The sequence below is a fragment of the Arthrobacter sp. FW306-04-A genome, from assembly GCF_044358315.1.
GTDB lineage: Bacteria > Actinomycetota > Actinomycetes > Actinomycetales > Micrococcaceae > Arthrobacter.
Map to the genome: position 1 here is coordinate 715,560 of NZ_CP084559.1, position 21,892 is coordinate 737,451.

A 21,892-nucleotide genomic window follows, 5' to 3' on the forward strand; every position below is an offset into this window, starting at 1 on the left:
ATCGCCCAGGAGGAAGAACACCACCGAGAGTCCCGTCCCCACCAAGGCCAGGATCGTCAGCAGGAGGAGGTAGTAGCGTTGGCACCGCCAGAGCAGCCCTGCGTTGCCTGCTTGGATGCGCTGATGATGCGCTGCCGGGGTCCGGGGCAACACAACAAGCCTAGGCGCGACTGGCCCGACGCGTCCAGAGGAATGGGGGTCCCGGATGGTCTCGCTGGACACCCAGCCGCCCAAGCCGGGCGCGGTCGGTTCGGATGAACGGGCCGCCGGAACCAGAGCTTAGTGCCGAGATGGCATTTGACGGCAGTCCGCAGTCCAGACACTGCCGTGACCTGCCATCTCGGCAGCAGCGGTCCTAGTCGGCGAGGATGTGGTACAGCGCTCGCCGTGCTTCGTCGATCTTTTCCATTGCGGCGGTGCGCTGTTCGTCAGTTGCGGCAAAGCGGAACTGGTGGATGACCCCCATGAGCTTTGCCACGCTCTGGTGAAACGCGGGTCCTGATCCTTCCGAATCGATGTTCCAGGCATTTTCCAGCTCCTCGGCATGCTCGGCTACGTATGCCTTCCCCGCATCCGTGAGTGTGAACTCGGTACGACGGCCTTCGCCGACCGGTGCGATGAGTTCTTCGTCAACGAGTTGCTGCAGCGTGGGATAGACCGAGCCCGGGCTGGGGCGCCATGATCCGGACGTTTTCTCGGCAATCGTCTTGATGAGTCCGTATCCGTTGGATGGTGATTCGGCCAGCAAGGAGAGGATCGCGAAGCGAACATCGCCCCTGTTGGCGCGACGGGGGCCGCCCGGACCAAAGCCCGGTCCAAACCCCGGTCCGAAGCCCGGCCCGAAACCGCGGCCTGGTCCAAACCCGCGGCCTGGTCCGAAGCCGCCGTGTCCGTGGGGTCCGCGACGGCTCCGGCCGCGTCCGAAGCGTTCCATGTCCGGACCGCAATCCGTGTGCTTGTTGTCGTGAATGCCTTTCATAGCGGCATCATCCTTTCAGTTTCTGTGAGAGTTGCCCTGAGGGCCGCAGTTTGTTCTGCGATAGTTAACGATATATCGCTGAGTGTCGTTAAACAAGGGTAAATCGAGGGATTCATGTCCAGATGGTAAGAAGAAGAACGTGTGTTCTGATGGCGGTAACCGTGTGCCTTCCCTCGTGCGTCCACTTCCGTCCTGCCTAGGGGACTTGGGCGTGAAGGCCATCGTTGTGCCCGGTGCCGTTGTGGCCGCGGAAATTGACGCCATGTTCCGGAGCGACCGCACCCTCAGGGCCGTCGTGATCGAGCAGGACGGCTCGTTCGCGCTGCTGACCAGGGACCAACTGGAGTTCATGCTGACTGGCAAGTTCGGCTACGGACGGGCATTGAACACGAGAAGGACGGCTTCCGAGCTACTGCCGGCCACGGACTCGGCCATGGCTGCCGATCTAGACCTCCAGTCCGCGGCACAAGCCGTTCTGGAAAGGCCTGAGTACCAGCGTTATCAGGACCTATTGGTCTTGAGCGCCGGGGGCCCGCGGCTCGTTACTGTATCGGATATCTTTGCCGCCGTTTCCGCGCAATTCCGCCACGCTTCACTGCACGACCCCTTGACGGGGCTGCCCAACCGACGGATGCTCGAAGAGCATTGCCCCGACATGAGCGCAGGGTTGCCCGGCGTCGGAATCCTGTTCATCGACCTTGACGATTTCAAAGCGGTCAACGACACCTACGGCCATCGTGCCGGGGACGCCGTCCTCACGGAGTTCGCCCGGCGCCTGGCGCGCAGTGTCGGACCCCTCGGCTCCTTGGCCCGCTTGGGCGGTGACGAGTTCGCTGTCCTTCTCACCGACGTCGATGAAGACACCGCTTGTGGGATCGCTGCCGGAATCCTCGAGAGCCTAGACGAGCCGTTCGAACATGACGGCTGCGAGCTGCGGATCGGTGCGACCATCGGCGTGGCAATGGGAGTCGACATCCTCGAAGAAGACACCCTCGTTAGTACCGAAGTTTTGCTCCGGCACGCGGACGGGGCGATGCTGCTGGCCAAGCAGGAAGGCAAGCGGCGCATCGGACGCATCGGCCCCCGCCAGGAACCGGCGCCGTTCGCGCGGCAGGCGCACATCCGGCGTCGGCTGTCTTCGGCCGTCGACGACTCAGCACTGACTCTCCAGTACCAACCTGTCCTGGACCTTGCGACGGGAGAGGGTGCCGGCGTCGAAGCGCTCCTGCGCTGGGACGATCGGGAAATCGGTCCGGTGGCCCCGGACGAATTCATCCCCGTGGCCGAACACACTGGCGAGATCCATAGGATCGGGGCATGGGTCCTGGACCGAGCTTGCGCCCAATCGCGCTCCTGGATCGACGCCGGGACGCCCCGGAAGATCGCAGTGAACGTCTCCCCGGTCCAATTCGCTGCCGGAACCCTTCCGTCCGACATTCGAACCGCTCTGAACCGCCACGGCGTTCCTGCCCGGATGCTGGAAATTGAGATCACCGAAGGGACAGCGATAGTGGATGTCCCTTCCGCGGCATCGCAGTTGCAGGAACTGATCGACATGGGTGTTGGCGTTGCCCTGGACGACTATGGAAGCGCCTATTCGTCGCTGGCGATGCTTCGGGTCCTGCCGCTGACCACGCTAAAAATCGACAAAGCGTTCATCAGGAACATCGACATTGAGCCGCACACTGCGACTATTGTCCATGGGCTGATCCAAACCCTCAACGCCATGGGAGTCCGGGTCACGGCCGAAGGAGTGGAACGCCAGGAGCAACTGGATATCCTGCACGACCTCGGCTGCGACACAGCCCAGGGCTATTTGATCTCGCCACCGATGGCGCCCTCGGAATTTGGGACGACGCTGAACGATTTGGAGGACAGCTAGTGAACGAACAACTTACAACCATCGAGGTCCAAGAGTTCCTGCCGCATCCGCCCGCCAGGGTTTGGCAGGCACTGACCGAACCCGGATTGATTGCCCGCTGGTTGATGGAAAACGACTTCCAAGCGGTGGTCGGGCATCAGTATCAGATGCGCGGAATTCCGGTTCCGGCGGTCGGATTCAGCGGCCTGGTGGCCAGCGAAGTCCTTGAGGTCGACGCCGGGAAGCGACTGCGCATTTCGTGGCGGGACGCGAACTCCGGCAATACCCTCAACAGCACCGTGACGTGGTCAATCTCCCCGGAAGGCACAGGCACCCGGCTGTCCCTTGTCCACGACGGGTTCGATCCCAATGAACCAACCCACGTCGCATCGCACCGCATCATGAGCGCGGGATGGCAAAACCATGTGCTCCCGCGGCTCCTCCAGACCCTGTCCGAACTCGAAAGCGCTGAACCCGACCGCACTGAACCCGATAATTAAGGCAAACAATGCAATTCGTGGTTTTTTACAGCTCGGACCCTTCGGCTCTTCCCGGTCTTCAAGCTGTTTACCCCCGGCACGTCGAATATTTGCAGGCCTTCGCCGCTGAGGGCGGCCTGATCGGTATCGGGACATTCAACAACCCGGCCGTGAACGGTTCGATGGGCATCTTCACCAGCAGGGAAAGCGCGGAGCAGTTCATCGCGGGGGATCCCTTCGTCCTGGAAGGGCTGGCAGTACCCGGCGAGATCCGGGAGTGGAACGCCGTCATGTTCAGTCCGCAGGACGGCGCATGACCTAGCTGGGCGCGGGTTGCTGCATTGCGCCGATCGCTGCGCCACGGGCCCAGTGGGTGTCGTCAACGTCGATGACAGCAACGGGTACCTCGCGGGCATGGACTTCGCGATCGTGCCTCCGTCCGGCGTCAATGGCTTCCCGGGCTGCCGCTGCGAGGCCGATGCCTTCCCCGCTGAGGATGATCAATTCAGGCATGACCAGGGCTGAAGCGATGGTGAGCAGGCGGCCCAAGGCGAATCCGGCTTCGTCCACGAGTGTTTTGGCGACCCCTCCTTGGGCCGAGAGTTCGAGCAGTTCCGCGTATGGCACGGGCCTACCCATGGAGGCCAAAGCCCTTGACTCGAGGCTGGGCTGGCTCAACATGACATTGGCGCAACCTCGGTGGCCCAAATCGCAAGGTGGCCCAAACGGATCCAGGGGAATATGGCCGGCAGTGCCCAAACCGGAGTTGGCATCGGTGATCATCTGGTGGTTGATGACCAGACCGTAGCCGACGCCCGCACCTATGGTGAGAACCACCAGATTCGCGATGCCACGTCCGGAGCCCAGCCAATGTTCCATCAAGGTCAAAGCGTTGAGGTCGTTGATGATGCTGACGGGCAAACCCAGCCGCTGTTTCAGGAGGTCGCCGAAGGGAACGTCTTCCCACTTGAGGAAAGGTGCCCAGCTGATGTTCCCGCCGTCCGTGACCTGGCCGCCGAGGCACACTCCAACTGCGGCAACTGGTTGGGGAGCTGATCGCTCAACTCTACGGACCAGGTCCGCCACGAGATCGGCTACGGCTTCGGGCTGCAGAGAGCCGATCGGGGCTTCCGCGGTGGCGATCACGTCGGTGCGCAGGTTGACCAGCGCAGTGGACGCATGCGTTCCCGTGAGCTTCACGCCGACGAAGTAGTGACGGCCCGCAACGATTTCCAGCGGTTGAGTGGGGCGTCCGGTGGGGCCGACATGCCGTGATTCCGTCTCAATGATTTCGCCCGCGGTCAGCAAGGGTTTGGTGACCCGCGTGAGGCTTCCTGCAGACAGACCCAGCTTTTCGGCCAGTGCACTTCTGGATAATGGCCCGTCTACGAGCAGTTGATACAAGACGTCCCGGGCGGAGCTTGGCGCACCCAGCCACGTGGGGTGGGCGGGGGTTGGCTGTGAGTCCATATCGCCTCCTCATCGATGGGCTTGTGCAAGACTATCGCAGGATTTCTGATTTTTGTATCAAAAGTTATCTCCAGGGAATCGCGATCAGATTGATGGCATACATCACATTTCGACGAACTATTGACAGTTGAGACTTCTACCGCAAAACTTTCAATACCTCACATACGGCATAGTCGCCCAGCAAGGGAACTCATCAATGACGATTCAAGAAACCCACGCCGACCCTCCCATGAGCACGGACCAGGACTGGTTCAGGAGCGCAGTGGTGTACCAGATCTATCCTCGCAGCTTCGCCGACTCCAACGGCGACGGCGTAGGAGACCTTCGCGGCATTATCGGCCGGCTCGATTACCTGAACAAGCTAGGCGTGGACGTTCTGTGGTTGTCTCCTGTGTACCGCTCGCCGCAGGACGACAATGGTTACGACATCAGCGACTACCAGGACATCGACCCGATCTTTGGAGACTTGGAAACTCTCGACGAACTGATCGCCGGCCTGCACGCCCGCGACATGAAGCTCGTTATGGATTTGGTCGTCAACCACACTTCCGATGAACACCCATGGTTTTTGGAATCGCGCTCCAGCTTGGAGAACCCGAAGCGGGATTGGTACTGGTGGCGTTCTCCGAGGGACGGCGCGGAGCCGGGTTCCGCGGGAGCCGAGCCGAACAATTGGGGTTCCGCCTTCTCCGGGCCGGCATGGGAATATGACCAGACGACGGGCCAGTACTACCTTCACCTGTTCTCGAAGAAGCAACCTGACCTCAACTGGGAAAACCCCGAAGTACGGGCGGCTATCTACAGCATGATGAATTGGTGGCTGGACCGGGGCGTGGACGGCTTCCGGATGGATGTCATCAACTTCATTTCGAAGGATCAGCAGCTACCTGATGGGCCCAAGTCCGACGACAAGATCTACGGCGACGGCGGTGCTCACTTCATCTGCGGTCCCAGGATTCACGAATTCCTGCAGGAAATGCACCGAAAGGTGTTCGCGGGGCGGGACCGGCAGTTGTTGACCGTCGGGGAGATGCCTGGTGTCACGGTAGAGGACGCTGCTATTTTCACTGATCCCGCAAGGCATGAAGTGGACATGGTGTTCCAATTCGAGCACGTCGCCCTCGATCAGGAAGACGGCAATAAATGGCGGCCAAAGAAGTTGCTGCTCACCGAACTGAAGAAATCCTTGGCCCGCTGGCAGGAAGGGCTGGCGGCCCGCGGATGGAACAGCCTGTACTGGGGAAACCACGATCAGGCCCGGGCCGTGTCCCGCTTTGGGAACGACGGCGAATACCGGGAGGTGTCGGCCAAGATGCTGGCGGGCATCCTGCACCTGCACCGGGGCACTCCCTACGTGTATCAGGGGGAGGAGTTGGGCATGACGAATATGTCCTTTGGCGCGATCAGCGACTACCGGGATATCGAAGTCCTCAACCACCATCGCGAGGCCACTACGCATCTGGGCCATACCGATGCCGAAGTACTTGCAGCCCTGGCGCCCCTGAACCGGGACAACGCACGGACTCCCGTTCAATGGGATGGGAGCCGGAACGCAGGTTTCACCACCGGAGCCCCATGGATCGCAGTCAACCCGAACGCTCGTTCCATCAACGCTGCCGCCCAGGTGGAGGATCCTGACTCTGTTTTCAGCTTCTACCGCGAAGTCATCGCCCTGCGCCATCGCGATCCCGTGGTTTCCCACGGCGACTTCAGCATGCTCTTACCCGAGGACGAACACGTATATGCCTTCAACCGTTCGCTGCATGGCATGGAGATGCTGATCATCGGCAATTTCTCATCCACCGAGCGCTTGGCGGAAATCGACGATGATTCCTGGGCTACTGCAGAACAGGTACTGGCCAACTATCCCCTGGAGAAGTCGCTGCGCCTTCGCCCGTGGGAACTCAAAGTCTTTCGCCGCAGCGCGTGATTCGCTACCCCCAACCTCTCCCCAAAACCGTCATCACAAACCCTGCGGGCACTCGCTGCCCGACATGCGAAAGGTCCAGCCATGATGAAAAAACTCTTCACGCTCTCCTCCATAGCCCTTTTGGCGGCCGCCGGCCTCACGGCCTGTGACACCGGCGGCGGTAGTGCCCAGCCCGCCGCGGTGTCCGCCCTGGCAACAGGGGCCGCTGTGTCCGGGGAAATCACCTTCTGGCACGCTTACAGCGCGGGCGGGGGTGAGATCAAGGCCTTGGAGAAGACCATCATCCCGAACTTCGAGAAGCTCCACCCCGGCGTCAAAGTCAAGGCCGTGCAGATCCCCGACAAGGACATGCACCAGAAACTCGTCACGGCGGCTGCCGGTACCAGCTTGCCGGATGTCATCCGCGCGGACATCGTCACCGTCCCCGAGCTGGCCAAGATCGGCGTGCTCACTCCGCTGAGCGAGGCCATGCCGGACTTCCAGTCCTGGGCCGACAAGATGTTCTCTGGTCCGCTCGCCACGAACAAGTACAACGGCAAGCTCTGGGGCCTTCCCTTGGACACCAACACCAAGGTGGTCATCTACAACGATGACGCGCTCAAGGCCAACGGCGTCGCCTCCGTTCCGAAAACGCTGGACGAACTCAAGGCAGCTGCGGACAAGGTGGGCGGCAAATACATTCTTGCCGAAGGCGGCTCTGGAGCATGGCAGATGCTTCCCTACATCTGGTCCAACGGCGGCGACATGACTGATCCCGACGTGAAGAAGTCCGCAGGCTACCTGAACGGGCCAAAATCCGTCGCTGCCCTGCAGCTGATCGTCGATCTGTACAACAAGAAGGCCATTCCTGGAGTGATTCTCGGGGGCAGCGGCGGAACGCCAACGGGCGACGGCTTGCCGAAGGGCATGTACCCGACCATTGTGGACGGTCCTTGGACCTTCCCCAACATGGCCACGTCCTACCCGAAATTCCAGCCAAAGACGTCACCGATGTTCAGCGGCGACGGCGGCAGCGTCAGCGTGGTGGGCGGCGAAGACATCGTCATGACGCAGCAATCCAAGAACAAGGAGCTTGCTGCCGAGTTCATCCGCTACATGCTGTCTCCGGACGCCCAAAAGGCGATGGGCCAGGTGGGCCAGCTGTCCGCGGAGAAGGATATGGCCGAATCGATGGCATCCATCCAGCCCTACTATGCCGCCTTCCTTGAGCAGCTCAAGACCGCCAAGCCGCGGCCTGCCACGCCGCAGTGGGCAAAGGTGGATGACATCTTCACCAAGCAGGCCCAGCTTGCACTCCAGGGCAAACTGTCCGCCCAGGAGGCAATGGACGCCGCCGTGGCACAGATCGATCCGCTCTTGGCGCAAGGCTGATACATGACGTCACAAGGTGTTCTCCGGAAACAAACAGTTTCGACGCCTTCCGCGGCCCGGCCTCGCAAACCGGGCCGTGGAGGGGCGAGCCGCAGGCCTTCCCATTGGTGGGTGCCGTGGGCGTTCGCGGCTCCCGGGTTGATCCTGTTCTTGCTGACCACTGGGTATCCGCTGGTGCGTTCCTTGCAGATCTCGTTCTACAAGTGGTCCGTGCTGCCCACCCAGGCAAGTACCTTCATCGGACTGGACAACTACGTTCGGGCTTTGGCCGATCCCCAGTTCTGGACGAGCGTAGTCAACGCCGGCGTGTACCTGTTGATGTCAATTCCAGCCACCGTTGCTCTGGGCCTGTTCTTCGCGGTCCTCCTCCAGAAGAAGATGCCGGGCCGTACCCTCTTCCGGGTCCTGTTCTACATCCCGGTGGTCACCAGCTGGGTGGTGGTCTCCCTTTTGTTCAAGTTCCTTTTCACCACGGACAACGGTGCGGTCAACTGGTTCATTACGGACTTTCTGTCCCTTTCCGATCATGCCGTGCCGTGGCTTGAACAACGCTGGACAGGACTGATTGCCATTTCCCTCCTGGGGATCTGGAAGAACGTCGGATGGTGCCTGGTGGTGTTCCTTGCGTCGCTGGGCGGTGTGGGGGAGGAGTTGTATGAGGCAGCTGCACTGGACGGTGCCAATGCCTGGCATAAGTTCGTCCACGTGACCCTGCCCGGAATTCGAGGAACATTGCTGTTTGTGCTCGTCCTGCAAGTGATCGGGGCATTCAATGTTTTCCCCTCGGTCCTTCTCATGACCAACGGCGGTCCGGCGGGAAGCACGGAGGTTCCCCTGACCTATATGTACAAGCAGGCGTTCTCTTTCCTGGACTTCGGCTATGGCTCGGCCATGTCTTTCATCCTCGCGATCTTCATCTTTGTTGTGTCGTTCGCCCAGTTCAAATTCTTTGGTGAGAAGAAGGAGGCACTGCGATGACGGCGATTTCCCTCAAGCCGAAAAGCTCGCGTGAGGCGGACAGTCCGTCCAGGGACGAACGCTCAAAGCGGCCGTTCAACATCTGGCTTCTAGTCCGCGTGGCGATCGTCGTGTGCGGGGCCGTGATGATGGTGGCGCCTTTCATGATCATGGTGTCCACCTCACTGGAGCCCAACACGGCCACGCTTCCGAATCCTCCGCATTTCCTGCCGCAGACCCTCACCCCGGCAAACTACGAGGAAGCTTGGACGGAGAACAATTTCGCTGGATTCTTTGGGAACTCAGCCTACGTTTCAGTGCTTACCACTGTGGCGGCGGTGGTCATTTCGTCAATGACGGCCTTTGCTTTCGCGCGCTTCGACTTCCCACTCAAAAACCTCATGTTCTCCCTGCTGCTTGCCGGCCTGATGATCCCGGGCATTGTGGTGATCGTTCCGCAGTTCGTCTTGGCGAAAAGCCTGAATATGCTCGACTCCCTGGAAGGCCTGGTGTTTTTCTACACAGCCGGACAGATTGCGTTCACTACATTTCTTTTGCGGGCCTTTTTTGAACGAGTCCCCAGGGAATTGGACGAAGCCATGACGGTCGATGGCGCGGGCATCCTCCGCAAATTCCTGGTCCTGTACATCCCCCTTGCCCGTCCGGCCCTGGCCACCGCCGCCGTCTTTTCCTTCCTCGGAGCGTGGGATGAATACGTATGGGCGCTGACTGTCATCAGCGACGCCACCAAGCGCACGCTTCCCCTCGGCATCGCGGCTTTCCAGGGCGAACACTCGACCGCGTGGGGCCTCGTGTTCGCGGCCTCCACCCTCGCTGTCATCCCGGTGATAGCCGTCTACGTAGCAGGACAAAAGCACCTCATCGCCGGAATCACCACCGGCGCTGTCAAATAGGCGCGAAGCGTCATAACACCCAAGGACACCCACATGGCTCAGCCCCTCGACATTCTCCCTACTAAGGCGAGCTACCCGCCCACGGAACCGGCCGCCGTCGAACTTTGGATTCCCGACCGCGGCACCGCCGCCCTGACGGTTTGGCACCTCGGCGAGCGGGTCCAGACGCACGAAGGATGCGGTTCCGGAATTCTCAGCCTGGGCCTTCTCCGCCCAGGTGGCTATGGCGTCGAACTCGAGGCCGACGGCGCGACGGCCCGGACCGCCGTCGAGGTCGCCGCGGACCCGAGGGCACGCTTGAGATACGGTTTTGTGGCCAGCTATAGGCCGGACAAAGACGTGCAGCCCGTTGCCGAACTCGTCCGCAGGCTGCACCTGAACGGCGTCCAGTTCTACGACTGGGCCTACCGGCACGCGGACCTGATGGGTGGCGGCTCGGACTACTCGGACGCCCTCGGCCAGCCCGTTTCCCTGGCCACGGTCAAGGAACTTGTGAGGACTATCCAGACGGCGGGATCCCGGGCACTCGGCTATGCCGCCGTGTACGCGGCCGGTCCCGGCGAATGGCACAACTGGCAGCAACACGCCATGCTCACCCCAAGCGGCGAACCCTACGCGCTGGGGGACTTTCTCTTCCTCCTTGACCCGGCAGCCCAACCATGGCTCGCCCATTTCACCAAGGAACTGGCCGATGCCACATCATCCCTCGGATTCGACGGCTTCCACCTGGACCAATACGGATATCCGAAACGCGCAGCCACTCCGGACGGTGCCCTGGTAGACGTCGCAGATTCATTCGTGCAGCTGATCGAGGGCGTCCGGAACGCGCTACCCACCAGCCACTTGGTCTTCAACAATGTCAATGACTTTCCCACGTGGCGCACGGCTCCGACTCCCCAGGACGCCGTCTACATAGAAGTCTGGCCGCCGCACACCACTTTGGGTTCCCTGGCCGACGTCGTCAGCCGGGCAAAGGCGGCGCGCCGAGACCAGCCGGTGGTGATCGCTGCGTACCAGCACGTGTACGACACTGCCGACCAGCAAGCTGCCGACAGGGCAGCTGCGCTGACCATGGCCACTCTGTTTTCCCACGGGGCAACGCAGCTGTTGGCCGGTGAAGGGGACCGGGTGTTGGTTGATCCCTACTATGTCCGCAACCACTCCATCAACCAGGAAACAGCGGCGTTCCTGGCCCGTTGGTACGACTTCCTCGTGGAACACGACGAACTGACCATGGATCCCGCGATCTGCGATGTCACAGGATCCTACGCGGGGACGTACAACGACGATCTGGACATTTCCTACCAAGCCGCGGCGGTAACAGACCGTCCTGAGCCAGGGGCCGTCTGGCGTCGCGTCACCAGCGTGCCCGGTGGATTCGCCATCCACATGATCAACTTGCTGGGCCAAACAGACACAGAGTGGGATGAGCCGCGCGCAGTGCCGCATTCACCGGGCGGGGGGCGCCTGCGCATCCGGAGGACCCGGGGTACGGTACCGCGCATTCGGTACGCAGATCCGGATGGGCAGGCGAGGCTCGTCGATGTTCCCGTTGAGCTCGACGGGGACTACGCGACGGCGATTCTTCCGCCGCCCCACCTGTGGCAGCTCGTTTACGTGACGGAGGAACCCGCTACGGCTCAACGAATGCCGGCGGCTTAGTCCCACCCTTGCCGCGGAGGTCAGTCGTAAAAACAGCCGTGGGCGGATACAGCTGGGTGCTGCATCCGCCCACGCGGGTAGTCGGGTTGGAAGTTAGTGACCCGGGCCGCCGGTTTCGGTTGCGGTGACCTTGAAGTTCGCATCGAGTTTGACGGTGGCGTGGGTGCCGTCCGTCTTGGTGATGTGTGCTTCGTAGGCGGCGCTGCCGTCGTCTTCGGTGGTCATGTTCTCGACCGTGGCACCGGAGTTGGCGGCGAGGACGGCGTCCTTGACCTTGGTGGCGGTGTCGCCGGTGAGGTCGGTCTCGTTTCCGTGGTTACCGTGGCCGCCCTTACCGCCTCCCGGGCCGCCGGTTTCGGTTGCGGTGACCTTGAAGTTCGCATCGAGTTTGACGGTGGCGTGGGTGCCATCCGACTTGGTGATGTGTGCTTCGTAGGCGGCGCTGCCGTCGTCTTCGGTGGTCATGTTCTCGACCGTGGCGCCGGAGTTGGCGGCGAGGACGGCGTCCTTGACCTTGGTAGCCGTGTCACCCGTCAGGGCTGTTTCGTTCCCGTGCGCGGCCCCTTTCGAGGCAGGCGCGGACGGGCTGGCGGTGGAGGTGTCAGTGGTTGCGGCGTTGGCCGGCAGGGCCATAGCGGTGAGAGCGCCGCCGCCTGCGACGGCGCCCATCAATGCAACGCCCGCAGCGATTTTCCGGACTTTGTTCACGTTGGTGCTCCTTAGAAGTTCAACTCCGACGGTTTCGAAGCTATCCCTATCCTGGAACCCCATACTTTCGTGCCTCTGTACCTACCCTGTGCCTGGACTGTGACAATTGCTCCCGATTCACAGCACGCGGATCGGGGCGCCAAGTGGCCGGCTAGAGGTTGGTCATCCGTTCTGCGGCGTCGTTGTATCGCCCACCCTGTACCTGGATCTTGGACGCAGCGTCCTGAATCTCGCCCAGTTCCTCCTCACACAATTCGATGTTGGCGGCGCCGATGTTCTCCTCCAAACGGTGCAGTCTGCGCGTGCCGGGGATCGGGACGATCCAGGGCCTTTGCGCAAGGAGCCAGGCCAAGGCAATCTGACCGGGCGTGGCACCCTTGCGTTGCGCGATGCTTGCCAGCAGTTCGACGACGGCGGCATTGTGCTCGAGCGCTTCCGGCGCGAACCGGGGGATGGTGCTGCGGATGTCGTTGCCGGCGTCGAAACTGGTGGCCGCGGTAATGGTTCCTGTCAGGAAGCCTTTGCCGAGCGGGCTGTAGGGCACAAAACCAATGCCCAGTTCTTCACACGCGGCCAGCACTTCCTCCTCGGGACGGCGCCACCAGAGCGAGTACTCGCTTTGGACAGCGCTCAGGGGCTGCACTGCATGAGCCCGGCGAATGGTCGCCGCTGAAGCTTCGGACATGCCGAAGTGCTTCACCTTGCCGGCTTCGATCAGTTCCTTGACCGCACCCGCAACGTCCTCGATGGGAACGTCGGGATCCACGCGGTGCTGATAGTAGAGGTCGATGGCGTCGACGCCGAGCCGGCGCAGCGAGCCGTCCACCACATCCTTGATGACCTCGGGGCGGCTGCTCACGCGACCGCTTGGCTTGCGTTCGGCGGGATCGATGTCCCACCCGAACTTCGTCGCGATCACCACCTGCCCCTTATGAGGGGCGAGGGCTTCGCCAACCAGTTCCTCGTTGGCGTACGGACCATAGATTTCGGCAGTGTCGAAGAAGGTCACGCCCCGGTCCACAGCGGCGCGGATCAGCGAGATCATTTCCTTCCGATCCGGCTTGTCGCTGTATCCACCAGTCATGCTCATGCAGCCCAGCCCGACGCCGGAGACCTCCAAGCCGTTGGTGCCCAGTGTGCGCTTTTCCATGGTTTGTCCTCCAGTGTTGTGGAAACGGGGGCGAGCCTTGCCGTCAACACTAAGGAAACGTCAGTACTGCAGGGAGTCCCTGTCAGTACCTCTCAGGAGGCAACGCACGATCGGCCTGCGTGGAGTACCACGCAGGCCGATCCTGAGGCGTCATTTGCTCGGTGGCATTGTGACGCCCGTACCTTCTATGTGGGGATCACATCAGCCGTTGTCGCCAGCAGGCGTCGAGGTGGTCGTGAAGCCGCCAACCTTGTTCGCCTCGATCGCGTACTTATTCGTGAAGGTGCCGCCCACCGGGATCTTCGAGGTGTCCATGCCGAGCAGCTTCTCCATCGAAGCGATGGTCTTGGGGCCGCCCGCGGGCATGATGCCGTCCGGGAGGAACTGGCCCTTGTCCTGCTCGAGGGCCTTGACGTAGTCCTCTTTCTTGACGTTCTTGTTCTGGACGTAGTCCTGGGGCAGCTTGTCGGCGATGTCCTGGGCCGAATGCGTCGCGATCCAGTGCATCGTCTCCACGAGCGCGTTGACGACCCGCTGAACGGCGTCCTCGTGGGTCTTGACCCAGTCGGCGTTGGCGATGACGCCCGCAGCCGGCCAGGTGCCGCCCACGGCCTTGTTCGCGCCGTCGGTCGTGGCGAGGTCGATCGCCGACTGAGCGATGCCCTGGCCCTCCATCGCGGCGACGGTCGGCTGGGTCGTCATGACACAGTCAGCCGCACCGGTCTTGACCGCGGCAATGGCGGTGGCGCCGGCTCCAGCCTTGACGGTGGTGTAGTCCTTGTGCGAGACGCCGGCCTGCGCGGCGATGAACTGAGTCAGCGTGTCGGTGCCGGATCCGAGGTCGGTGACGCCCATCTTCTTGCCCTTGATGTCGGCGCCGGAGTGGACGTTGGCGTTGGGGCTGCACATGATGCGCTCGCCGGGGGCCCCCGAGAGCTGCACGAGGTTGATGATGTTCTTGCCCTTGGACTGGAAGTCGAAGGTGTGGATGTACCAAGCGCCAGACATGTCGACCTGGCCTGACGCCATGGCGTCTTCGGCGCCAACACCGCCGTCGGTCTCGGTCGAGAGCTCCATATTGACGCCGTACTTCTTGTACAGGCCGAGCTGTTCCGCGAGCTTGTACGGGAGGTAGATCTGCTTGTCGATGCCGCCGATCATCATCTTCACGGTAGGCATCGGGCCGGAGCTCGCAGTGCCTCCGCTGCTAGAGGCGGGGGCACTGCCGCCACATGCCGCGAGGCTGAGTGCAACGGCTCCGGCGGCGGCGACGGCAAAGATAGTGCGTTTCGTCATTGTTTTACGCATCCTATGTTGATCCCCAAAGGGATGTGGGTGTTTTGGTGGAACAGAATTGCTGGGTGGGAAAGCTTGTTTTCGGCCTTAGATCGACTGGGCCTCGGAGCGGTTCGGTGGACGCCACTTGAGGAGCCGGTGCTCAAGCAGCCCGATGAGGAATTCGGCACCAAGCGTGATGACGGCAATGATCACCATGCAGGCGAAGACTGTGTCCGGATCGAAGGTGCCCTGGGCTTGGCTGATGATGAGGCCGATACCCTTCTGGGCGCCGAGCACCTCCGCGACGAGGGCGCCGATGATCGCGAAGCCGAATGCAGTGTGGAGGCTCGCGATGATCCACGTCATGGCGGACGGGATCGTCACGTGCATCGCCACCTGGAACGGGGAGGCGCCCAGCACCCGCACGTTTGCCACGAGGTTCTGGTCCACTTCGCGGACGCCCTGGAACGCATTGAAGAAGACCACGAAGAACACGAGCACGGCCGCGAGCAGGATCTTCGGGAAGACCCCGAGGCCGAACGCCACGATGAAGATCGAGCCGAGCACAATACGGGGAATCGAATTCACGATCCGGATGTACGGCCCGACGACCGCCGAGAGGTACTTGTTTGAGCCTAGGAGAATGCCGAGCACAACACCGACGAGCGTCCCGAGCACGAAACCGAGCAGCGCCTCCTGGGCCGTGACCCCGAGGTTCTCCCAAATGGTGCCGAATGCGGTTCCCTCTGTGAAGAGCTTGACGAGGCTTTCCCAGATCTGCGAGGGCTGGCCGAAGAAGAACTTGTCGACCCAGCCTTCCTCGGTGAACCACTGCCAGCCGCCAATCACGACGACGGCGAGCGCCAGGCGACCTATCCAGATTGCTGTCGTGTGGCGCCGGGCTTTGCTCCGGCCGGCGTTCTTGGCTGCTGTCTCGGTTTCCACTGGCTTCTCGCTCTTGCGCGTTTCATTATGGGTGAGGGTTGTCATGCTGCTGCTCCTGCTGTGCGCGCGTAAGCGCGGGTAACCTCGTCCTTCAAGGACTCCCAAATCTGCCCCTGGAGCTCCAGGAAGCGCTCCTCGTGCCGGATCTCCTGGACATTTCCGCGTGGCCTTGGCAGATCGATGTCGAAGACATCCTTGACCGAGCCTGGGCTGCTCGTCATGATGACGACCCGATCGGAGAGCGCCACCGCCTCGTCGAGGTCATGAGTGATGAACAGGACTGAAGGGCGCAGCTCCTCCCAGAGCTTCAGCAGCTCGTTCTGCATGATGGCCTTGGTCTGCACATCGAGCGCGCCGAACGGCTCGTCCATCAAGAGAATCCGAGGATTGTTGATGAGGGACGCAGCCATTGCTACGCGCTTGCGCATACCGCCGGACAACTGGTGCGGGTAGCGATCCTCGAAGCCGGCCAAGCCGACCCGACGCAGCCAGTCCATGGATAGTGCCGTGGCTTCGCGCTTGGGCGTGCCGAGGAGCGTCGGGCCCATCATCACGTTGCCGAGCACGCTCTTCCAGGGGAACAGTGCGTCCGCCTGGAACATGTAGCTCACGCCGTTCGTGATGCCCTCCACGGTCATGCCGCCCACCTTGACGGAGCCTTCGCTCGGTTTTTCCAGGCCCGAGACCTGGGCGAGCGTTGTGGACTTGCCACAGCCGGTCGGTCCGACAATGGAGCAGAACTGGCCCGGTTCCACCCTGAGGGTCACATCACGGATGGCAGTGAATGTCTCGCCTTTGGGCGTGAGATAACGCTTGGTCAACCCGACGATGTCGATACCCGCACTGTCCTCGGCTCTCCCTGGAGCACCGGGCGGGCGGTGGCGATTGTTGGCTTCCATCTGCAAAGACCTCTCTGTCTTTTGGTTAATGTGTGCGTGGTCCTGGCCATGTGTGCGTGGTCTGGATCACAGAAACTATGTAGAGCTTAGAAAGTGAAAGTCCGTGCCAGAAGGCTTCAGTAAGTTGTGGGGCTTAACAGCAAAAGTGCAGGTTTTGAGCTTTTATGCACGGCCGTGAATCGCGGGAAGAGCACCGCCTGCTGCATAGTGGCCGTGAGCTTTGTCACATAAGCTGCTAGTAGGAAATGAGGAAGAGGATGGCAGTGCACACAGAGTTGCGTGGGCCGTGAAGGCTCTGCTTGCGCGCTGGAAGGCACGTCCCCTGGCGTCCCAGATCCTGGTGTGGCTGCTCTGTATCCTCTTCGTCACGGTCACCCTGGGTGCGCTTCTCTACACCCAGATCAGCAACCAGACCCTCGAAGATCAGTACAGGCTCAGGGCGCTGGGGATTGCCACGACAGTGGCACAAATGCCCGAAATCGTGACGTCGCTCGGCAATGGAGACCCAAACCAATCCATCCAGGCGATCGCCGCTAAGGTGCAGGCAGAGGCGCAGCCGGCATACGTCGTCGTGAGCGACCGTGCCGGGAAGCGGTACTCCCACCCGAACCCGGACCTCATTGGCCGGACGCTTGAAGAGCCAGTCGCCGTTCTCGATGGGCAGACCCATGTCGGCATCGACAAGGGCAGCCTGGGCGACTCAGTCAACGCCAAGGCGCCGGTGCGCGCGGCGGACGGGACCGTCGTCGGGCAGGTCTCGGTGGGGATTCTGGAGACGACGGAAAGCACCGAACTTGCCCAGCAGGTGTGGCTGATCGCCGGCTATTCGGCCGTGGTGCTCTTGATCAGCGCCACGGGTTCGGCGCTGCTGGCGCGGAGGATCAAGCGGGTCACTTTCGATCTCGAACCGGTGGAGATCGCGTCTCTCTTGCAAGAGCGCGAAGCGCTGCTGCACGGCATCCGGGAAGCGATGATCGGGTTCGACGACGACGGGCGGGTCACCGTTATCAACTCGGAGGCGCGCTCGCTGCTGAATTTGGAAGCCAACGTACTGGGGGAGAAGATCGAGGATCTGCTGCCGCCCGGAAGGCTCCGTTCCCTGCTGACCGGCCAGATCAGTGGGACCGATCAGATCGTGATCACCGAGGACGCTTTGCTGGTGGTGAACCGGATGTCCGTCGCCTTGGCCGGCAGAAGCATAGGTTCGGTGGTCACGCTGCGCGATCGTACGGAGGTTGAGGGACTGGTACGCGATCTGCGCTCCGTCGAAGGCTTGATGGAGGCCTTGCGCGCACAAGAGCATGAGTATGCCAACCGTCTCCACGTGGTGGACGGACTTTTGGAACTCGGAGACGTTGACCAGGCGCGGAACTTCGTATCGCGGATTTCGGACACTTCGAGATCGCTTGGCGAGGGCTTGCGCTCGCGGATCGAGCCACCGGAGCTCGCCGCACTGTTGCTTGCCAAGATCACCGTGGCTGCTGAGCAGGATGTCGAAATAGCGGTGACTGACGACTCGCAGCTCCGCCAACCGTTCCTGGAAACCCAAGCGCTGCTGACGATCGTCGGGAACCTCCTGGACAACGCCGTCGAGATCCTTTCGGACCAGCCTGCGCCCCGCGAGGTGACCATCCAGCTGGACGATTCCTCGGGTATCTTCATCTGCGTGACCGACAATGGGCCTGGTGTCCCCGCGGAACTGGTGGGCAAGATTGCCGCCGATGGCTTCACAACCAAGGAACCGCGGCCCGGAATGAGGCGCGGGATAGGCCTTGCGCTGGTGAGCAGGATCGTTCACCGTGCAGGAGGCACTATGGATGTTTTCCCGGGCCCCGGGGGACGCTTTGAAATCTGGTTGCCGGAACCGCACGTGGCAACCGAAAGCCCAGCAATGACAGGAAAATCGATCGAATGATCCGTACCTTGGTAGTCGACGACGACTTCCGTGTAGCGCGCATCCACGCCAGCCGCGTGGCCAAAATCGAGGGGTACGAGTGCGTGGGCGAGGCGCACACTGCGGCGGAAGCCAGGGAGGCCGTGCAGCGGCTCAAACCCGACCTGCTTCTCCTCGACGTCTACCTCCCCGACGAAGACGGCATCAGCCTGTTGCGGTCACTGCAGGGAGCCGGTGAAAAGCTCGACGCCGTCATGATCACTGCCGCCCGGGACCTTGAGACAGTGCGGGCCGCAATGCGCGGGGGAGCGGTCTACTACCTCGTCAAGCCGTTTGGCTTTGAGCAACTTCAAACCCAGTTGGAGGCCTATCGGCGCTGGCGGAAGGAGGCAGAGTCCCGGACAGTGGCCGATCAGGCGACGGTGGACCAGCTGTTCAGCCTGCGCCGGACGGCCGCCCCGGCCCACGGTCCCCGGCGCCTGCCACCCACCATGCAAAAGGTCCTTGACATGGTGGTCCACTCCACCGAGCCCTTGGGTGCCTCGGAGATCGCGAGCAGCGTCGGCATCAGCCGCCCCACGGCCCAGCGTTACCTCAGTGAACTCGAACGGAAGGGGCTCATTGACCTGCATTTGGCCTACGGCGCCACCGGGCGGCCGGTGAATACGTACCTGCCCAGGAAGGCTTGAGGCCTGGCGGCGGGATATGCTGCTGGCGCGGAGTAGGCTTCGCGGAGTCGGCCTCCCGCGCCGTCGTGGGGGACATTTGGGGGTTAGAAAGTGAAGAATTGGAGTCTGGCCGGCATGGCCGCGGCGGGGTCGGTCCTTTTTCTAGGGGCCGTGCCCGCGGTGGCGGCCCCTTCGGAGGTTCTCGAGGTCAGAGGGGTGCCTGTTGGGGTGGTGGTTGGTTCCGACGGCACTGCGTATGCCGGCGATTACGGCGCGGCTGGCGGGATCCAGGTGATACCGCCCGGAGCGGTCCGGCCTTCCCGCACCATCGGCACGGGAGGCTACACCTCGGGCCTTGCCATGGCCCCGGATGGCACCCTGTATGTGGCTGAGCGGGACAATTCCACGAGTCAATACGACGTGGGCGTCATTCCCGCCGGCGCCACCGGTGTCGTAGGACGAATTCCGGTCTCGCCCGGGAATCACCTGATCGCCGCGGGCCCCGATGGGACGATCTATGTTCCGAACTCCTCAGAGCACACCGTGTCGGTCATCGGGCCGAAGGGATCGGCCGTGGACCGGACAGTAGCCGTCGGAGCCGGGCCAGTGGAAGTCGCGGTCACGAAAGACGGCACCGCATTTGTTGCGAACCAGGCCGAAGGGACGGTCTCGGTCATTCCTTCGGGGGCGAACACCGTGTCACGGACCATTCAGGTCAGCTCAACACCCGGGCACACAGAGAACCCCCACGGGATCGCCGCAGGCCCCGACGGGATAATCTACGTCACCAACATCAGTTCCAACGAGGTTGCTGTCATCAAACCGGGCGCTGACACCGTCGCGTACCGCATACCGATCTCGGGAGGACCCCAAGAGGCTGCTGTCGGGCAGGACGGAACCCTCTTCGTGGCGACCGTCCAGGACCGCGTGTTGTCCGTCATCCCGCCGGGCGCAACAGCAATGGGATCCTCCATTCCAATCGACAGGAACCCAGGACATCTGGCGTTGGCTCCGGACGGGACGATCATCGTGACGAACCCGGGCAACGGTACGGGCAACGGCTCGGTATCCCGGTACGCCCCCGCTGCCGCAGGCGGAGCAGGCTCAGCAGCCTCGAAACCAGCGTCGGCAATCACCCAGCCCGAGCAACCGGGGCATGCCGCCGCCGGAACACAGTCAGGAGATGGGATTATCAGCCCCTGGAACACAATGACTGCAATCGCGGGCGGCGCCGCGACAGTGGCAATCGCCGTCGCTGTCTTTATCCTGGCCGCCGGGCGACGCAAGAGATTTGCCCGTGACGACAGCGGCAAGCCACGATCTGCAAGCTAGGGGTTTGAGCGCCGGTTGCGCGCTTGGTGCGCCAGTTGGATGAAGCCGTAGATGAAGGCCGCCTCGATGAGCGCCATCAATCCCAGCCACAGCAACTCGCCCTTGCCGATAAAGTCGATGGCACCGACGAGCACGAGTATGGTTCCCAGGACCAGCGCGTAAACGGCGAATCCGAAGGCCACGCTTGCGCTCCGCACGCCCGTCTGGAAGCCAAAGCCCAAGGGTTCCCCTCCGGGGTGTCCCTCGACGCGATCGTGTCCTGCGGGCGTGAGCCTGTCGAACTCATCCCAAGGATCCAGATCCTGATCGGCCATGTATCCATTATCCCGCGGATGCGGCTGGGCTGCGCTGAGGCTCGCTGCCGTATCAGGTCTGCGCCCGGCGTCATTTTCGGGAAACGTTCGGGAAGGCCATGAACAATGGGGCCATGATGCCCGAAGAACTGACCGCCGGCCCGCGCGTCAAAGACACCCTAGCTGTTGGCGGTCGGCTGCAAAACGCCGTCTCCGGAACCTCCGACTCGAAGGTACCCGAGGTCACCCTGTTGTTCTGGGTAGTGAAGATCCTCACCACCGGGATGGGCGAAACGACGTCCGACTTCCTCGTCCACCGATTCGAACCCGAGATCGCCTTGTCCTTGGGGTTCGTAGCCTTGCTGATTTCGTTGGTCCTGCAGTTCTCCGTCCGCCGCTACATCCCTTGGGTTTACTGGACCGCCGTCGCAATGGTCAGTGTGTTCGGCACCATGGCTGCCGACGCCGTGCATGTCGGGCTCGGCGTTCCCTACCTGGCGTCGACCCTGTTCTTCACTGTGGTGCTCGCCGTCGTTTTCCTGCTCTGGCACCGGAGGGAGAAGACCCTCTCCATTCACAGCATTACCACCCGGCGTCGGGAGTCCTTCTACTGGACTGCGGTGCTGACAACCTTCGCACTCGGCACGGCAACCGGGGACCTGACCGCCTACACACTGGGCCTGGGCTACCTCGCCTCCGGCATCATGTTCGCAGTTTGTATTGCGGTCCCGGCGCTTGCCCACCGGCGGCGCCTGCTCGCAGCGATCCCGGCCTTTTGGTTCGCGTACATCCTGACTCGGCCATTGGGTGCGTCTTTCGCCGACTGGACCGCCGTTTCCGCCGACCGCGGGGGACTCGACTTGGGCACCGGCCCGGTCAGCCTGGTCCTGGCCGCAGCGATAGTTGCTTTGGTCGCGTTCTTGACGATCGCAAGGCGGCGAACACCCGCGTAGGGCAGTAAGCGTCAACGCAAGTTTCGTACTGTTGTTCGTATGTCCTGACATATTCGCGTTAATTCTGTTTCCGGTTAACCGTGGATTCATGACCCGTGACCCGCTCCTTCACTTTGGCCTTGGATGGTGGTTCCTGCATTTGGGGACTT

General features: G+C 62.1%; 20 protein-coding genes. 12 read left to right on the forward strand and 8 right to left on the reverse strand.

The annotated features are described in order from the left end of the window. Positions 1–355 precede the first annotated feature (355 nt). Entirely contained in the window at positions 356–979 is a 624-nt protein-coding gene (locus tag LFT43_RS03370; protein ID WP_395801142.1) for a PadR family transcriptional regulator, read from the reverse strand. 211 nt (positions 980–1,190) lie between these two features. Between LFT43_RS03370 and LFT43_RS03375 the strand changes: the two genes are divergently transcribed. The 3 genes from LFT43_RS03375 to LFT43_RS03385 are packed head-to-tail and all read left to right on the forward strand — an operon-like array spanning position 1,191 to position 3,636. Further along, positions 1,191–2,861: a putative bifunctional diguanylate cyclase/phosphodiesterase gene (locus tag LFT43_RS03375; protein ID WP_395801143.1), complete on the forward strand. Its 1,671-nt coding sequence runs from the start codon at positions 1,191–1,193 to the stop codon at positions 2,859–2,861. After that, on the forward strand, positions 2,861–3,340 hold the full coding sequence (locus tag LFT43_RS03380) for an SRPBCC domain-containing protein (protein WP_395801144.1): 480 nt from the start codon (positions 2,861–2,863) through the stop codon (positions 3,338–3,340). Before LFT43_RS03375 ends, LFT43_RS03380 begins: the two co-directional genes overlap by 1 nt. Before the next feature lie 8 nt (positions 3,341–3,348). Further along, positions 3,349–3,636, forward strand: a complete 288-nt coding sequence (locus LFT43_RS03385) for a YciI family protein (RefSeq protein WP_395801145.1) — start codon at positions 3,349–3,351, stop codon at positions 3,634–3,636. A gap of 1 nt (position 3,637) precedes the next feature. Here LFT43_RS03385 and LFT43_RS03390 read toward each other — a convergent pair whose 3' ends face one another. After that, positions 3,638–4,789 (reverse strand): ROK family protein, encoded by a 1,152-nt coding sequence (locus LFT43_RS03390; RefSeq protein WP_395801146.1) that lies wholly within the window; start codon positions 4,787–4,789, stop codon positions 3,638–3,640. A 196-nt stretch (positions 4,790–4,985) separates the two neighbouring features. On the opposite strand from LFT43_RS03390, the gene LFT43_RS03395 reads away from it, so the two are divergent. The 5 genes from LFT43_RS03395 (at position 4,986) to LFT43_RS03415 (ending at position 11,623) form a co-directional block, all read left to right on the forward strand. After that, positions 4,986–6,719 carry an alpha-glucosidase gene (locus tag LFT43_RS03395; protein WP_395801147.1) on the forward strand — a complete coding sequence of 578 codons (1,734 nt, stop codon included), beginning with the start codon at positions 4,986–4,988 and terminating at the stop codon, positions 6,717–6,719. A gap of 81 nt (positions 6,720–6,800) precedes the next feature. Next, the gene (locus LFT43_RS03400; RefSeq protein WP_395801148.1) at positions 6,801–8,090 is read left to right on the forward strand and encodes an extracellular solute-binding protein; all 1,290 of its coding nucleotides are present in this window, start codon (positions 6,801–6,803) and stop codon (positions 8,088–8,090) included. Between the two features lie 111 nt (positions 8,091–8,201). Next, positions 8,202–9,068: a carbohydrate ABC transporter permease gene (locus tag LFT43_RS03405; protein WP_395801149.1), complete on the forward strand. Its 867-nt coding sequence runs from the start codon at positions 8,202–8,204 to the stop codon at positions 9,066–9,068. Next, positions 9,065–9,961, forward strand: a complete 897-nt coding sequence (locus LFT43_RS03410) for a carbohydrate ABC transporter permease (RefSeq protein ID WP_395801150.1) — start codon at positions 9,065–9,067, stop codon at positions 9,959–9,961. The genes LFT43_RS03405 and LFT43_RS03410 overlap by 4 nt, the downstream gene beginning before the upstream one ends. 33 nt (positions 9,962–9,994) lie before the next feature. After that, positions 9,995–11,623: a glycoside hydrolase family 66 protein gene (locus tag LFT43_RS03415; protein WP_395801151.1), complete on the forward strand. Its 1,629-nt coding sequence runs from the start codon at positions 9,995–9,997 to the stop codon at positions 11,621–11,623. 93 nt (positions 11,624–11,716) lie between these two features. Here LFT43_RS03415 and LFT43_RS03420 read toward each other — a convergent pair whose 3' ends face one another. The 5 genes from LFT43_RS03420 to LFT43_RS03440 form a co-directional block, all read right to left on the reverse strand. Beyond that, on the reverse strand, positions 11,717–12,331 hold the full coding sequence (locus LFT43_RS03420) for a PepSY domain-containing protein (protein WP_395801152.1): 615 nt from the start codon (positions 12,329–12,331) through the stop codon (positions 11,717–11,719). Between the two features lie 151 nt (positions 12,332–12,482). Next, the gene (locus LFT43_RS03425) at positions 12,483–13,481 is read right to left on the reverse strand and encodes an aldo/keto reductase (protein ID WP_395801153.1); all 999 of its coding nucleotides are present in this window, start codon (positions 13,479–13,481) and stop codon (positions 12,483–12,485) included. Positions 13,482–13,682: 201 nt separating this feature from the next. After that, positions 13,683–14,777, reverse strand: coding sequence for an ABC transporter substrate-binding protein (locus LFT43_RS03430; protein WP_395801154.1), 1,095 nt, complete (start codon positions 14,775–14,777; stop codon positions 13,683–13,685). 87 nt (positions 14,778–14,864) lie between these two features. Then, a complete protein-coding gene (locus LFT43_RS03435) occupies positions 14,865–15,749 on the reverse strand; it encodes an ABC transporter permease (RefSeq protein WP_395801155.1) in 885 nt (294 codons plus the stop codon). Continuing rightward, complete coding sequence (locus LFT43_RS03440) at positions 15,746–16,603, reverse strand: ABC transporter ATP-binding protein (RefSeq protein WP_395801156.1); 858 nt, start codon at positions 16,601–16,603, stop codon at positions 15,746–15,748. The genes LFT43_RS03435 and LFT43_RS03440 overlap by 4 nt, the downstream gene beginning before the upstream one ends. Before the next feature lie 286 nt (positions 16,604–16,889). Here LFT43_RS03440 and LFT43_RS03445 point away from each other — a divergent pair, with 286 nt between their 5' ends. The 3 genes from LFT43_RS03445 to LFT43_RS03455 all read left to right on the forward strand — a co-directional run bounded on the left by LFT43_RS03445 (position 16,890) and on the right by LFT43_RS03455 (position 20,497). After that, complete coding sequence (locus LFT43_RS03445) at positions 16,890–18,518, forward strand: ATP-binding protein (protein WP_395801157.1); 1,629 nt, start codon at positions 16,890–16,892, stop codon at positions 18,516–18,518. After that, positions 18,515–19,186: a response regulator gene (locus LFT43_RS03450; RefSeq protein WP_395801158.1), complete on the forward strand. Its 672-nt coding sequence runs from the start codon at positions 18,515–18,517 to the stop codon at positions 19,184–19,186. The genes LFT43_RS03445 and LFT43_RS03450 overlap by 4 nt, the downstream gene beginning before the upstream one ends. Positions 19,187–19,276: 90 nt before the next feature. Beyond that, complete coding sequence (locus LFT43_RS03455) at positions 19,277–20,497, forward strand: hypothetical protein (RefSeq protein WP_395801159.1); 1,221 nt, start codon at positions 19,277–19,279, stop codon at positions 20,495–20,497. Here LFT43_RS03455 and LFT43_RS03460 read toward each other — a convergent pair. Continuing rightward, complete coding sequence (locus LFT43_RS03460) at positions 20,494–20,811, reverse strand: hypothetical protein (RefSeq protein ID WP_395801160.1); 318 nt, start codon at positions 20,809–20,811, stop codon at positions 20,494–20,496. The two genes, LFT43_RS03455 and LFT43_RS03460, sit on opposite strands and share 4 nt — an antisense overlap. Before the next feature lie 113 nt (positions 20,812–20,924). Here LFT43_RS03460 and LFT43_RS03465 point away from each other — a divergent pair, with 113 nt between their 5' ends. Then, entirely contained in the window at positions 20,925–21,743 is an 819-nt protein-coding gene (locus LFT43_RS03465) for a hypothetical protein (protein WP_395801161.1), read from the forward strand. Positions 21,744–21,892: the final 149 nt, after the last annotated feature.

What these genes read in the sequence shown, in the direction of transcription:
- LFT43_RS03460 (WP_395801160.1), bottom strand. Translation starts at nt 20,811, where the DNA reads ATGGCCGATCAGGATCTGGATCCTTGGGATGAGTTCGACAGGCTCACG.
- LFT43_RS03430 (WP_395801154.1), bottom strand. Translation starts at nt 14,777, where the DNA reads ATGACGAAACGCACTATCTTTGCCGTCGCCGCCGCCGGAGCCGTTGCA.
- LFT43_RS03370 (WP_395801142.1), bottom strand. Translation starts at nt 979, where the DNA reads ATGAAAGGCATTCACGACAACAAGCACACGGATTGCGGTCCGGACATG.
- LFT43_RS03395 (WP_395801147.1), top strand. Translation starts at nt 4,986, where the DNA reads ATGACGATTCAAGAAACCCACGCCGACCCTCCCATGAGCACGGACCAG.
- LFT43_RS03425 (WP_395801153.1), bottom strand. Translation starts at nt 13,481, where the DNA reads ATGGAAAAGCGCACACTGGGCACCAACGGCTTGGAGGTCTCCGGCGTC.
- LFT43_RS03440 (WP_395801156.1), bottom strand. Translation starts at nt 16,603, where the DNA reads ATGGAAGCCAACAATCGCCACCGCCCGCCCGGTGCTCCAGGGAGAGCC.
- LFT43_RS03390 (WP_395801146.1), bottom strand. Translation starts at nt 4,789, where the DNA reads ATGGACTCACAGCCAACCCCCGCCCACCCCACGTGGCTGGGTGCGCCA.
- LFT43_RS03415 (WP_395801151.1), top strand. Translation starts at nt 9,995, where the DNA reads ATGGCTCAGCCCCTCGACATTCTCCCTACTAAGGCGAGCTACCCGCCC.
- LFT43_RS03450 (WP_395801158.1), top strand. Translation starts at nt 18,515, where the DNA reads ATGATCCGTACCTTGGTAGTCGACGACGACTTCCGTGTAGCGCGCATC.
- LFT43_RS03385 (WP_395801145.1), top strand. Translation starts at nt 3,349, where the DNA reads ATGCAATTCGTGGTTTTTTACAGCTCGGACCCTTCGGCTCTTCCCGGT.
- LFT43_RS03400 (WP_395801148.1), top strand. Translation starts at nt 6,801, where the DNA reads ATGATGAAAAAACTCTTCACGCTCTCCTCCATAGCCCTTTTGGCGGCC.
- LFT43_RS03465 (WP_395801161.1), top strand. Translation starts at nt 20,925, where the DNA reads ATGATGCCCGAAGAACTGACCGCCGGCCCGCGCGTCAAAGACACCCTA.
- LFT43_RS03410 (WP_395801150.1), top strand. Translation starts at nt 9,065, where the DNA reads ATGACGGCGATTTCCCTCAAGCCGAAAAGCTCGCGTGAGGCGGACAGT.
- LFT43_RS03435 (WP_395801155.1), bottom strand. Translation starts at nt 15,749, where the DNA reads ATGACAACCCTCACCCATAATGAAACGCGCAAGAGCGAGAAGCCAGTG.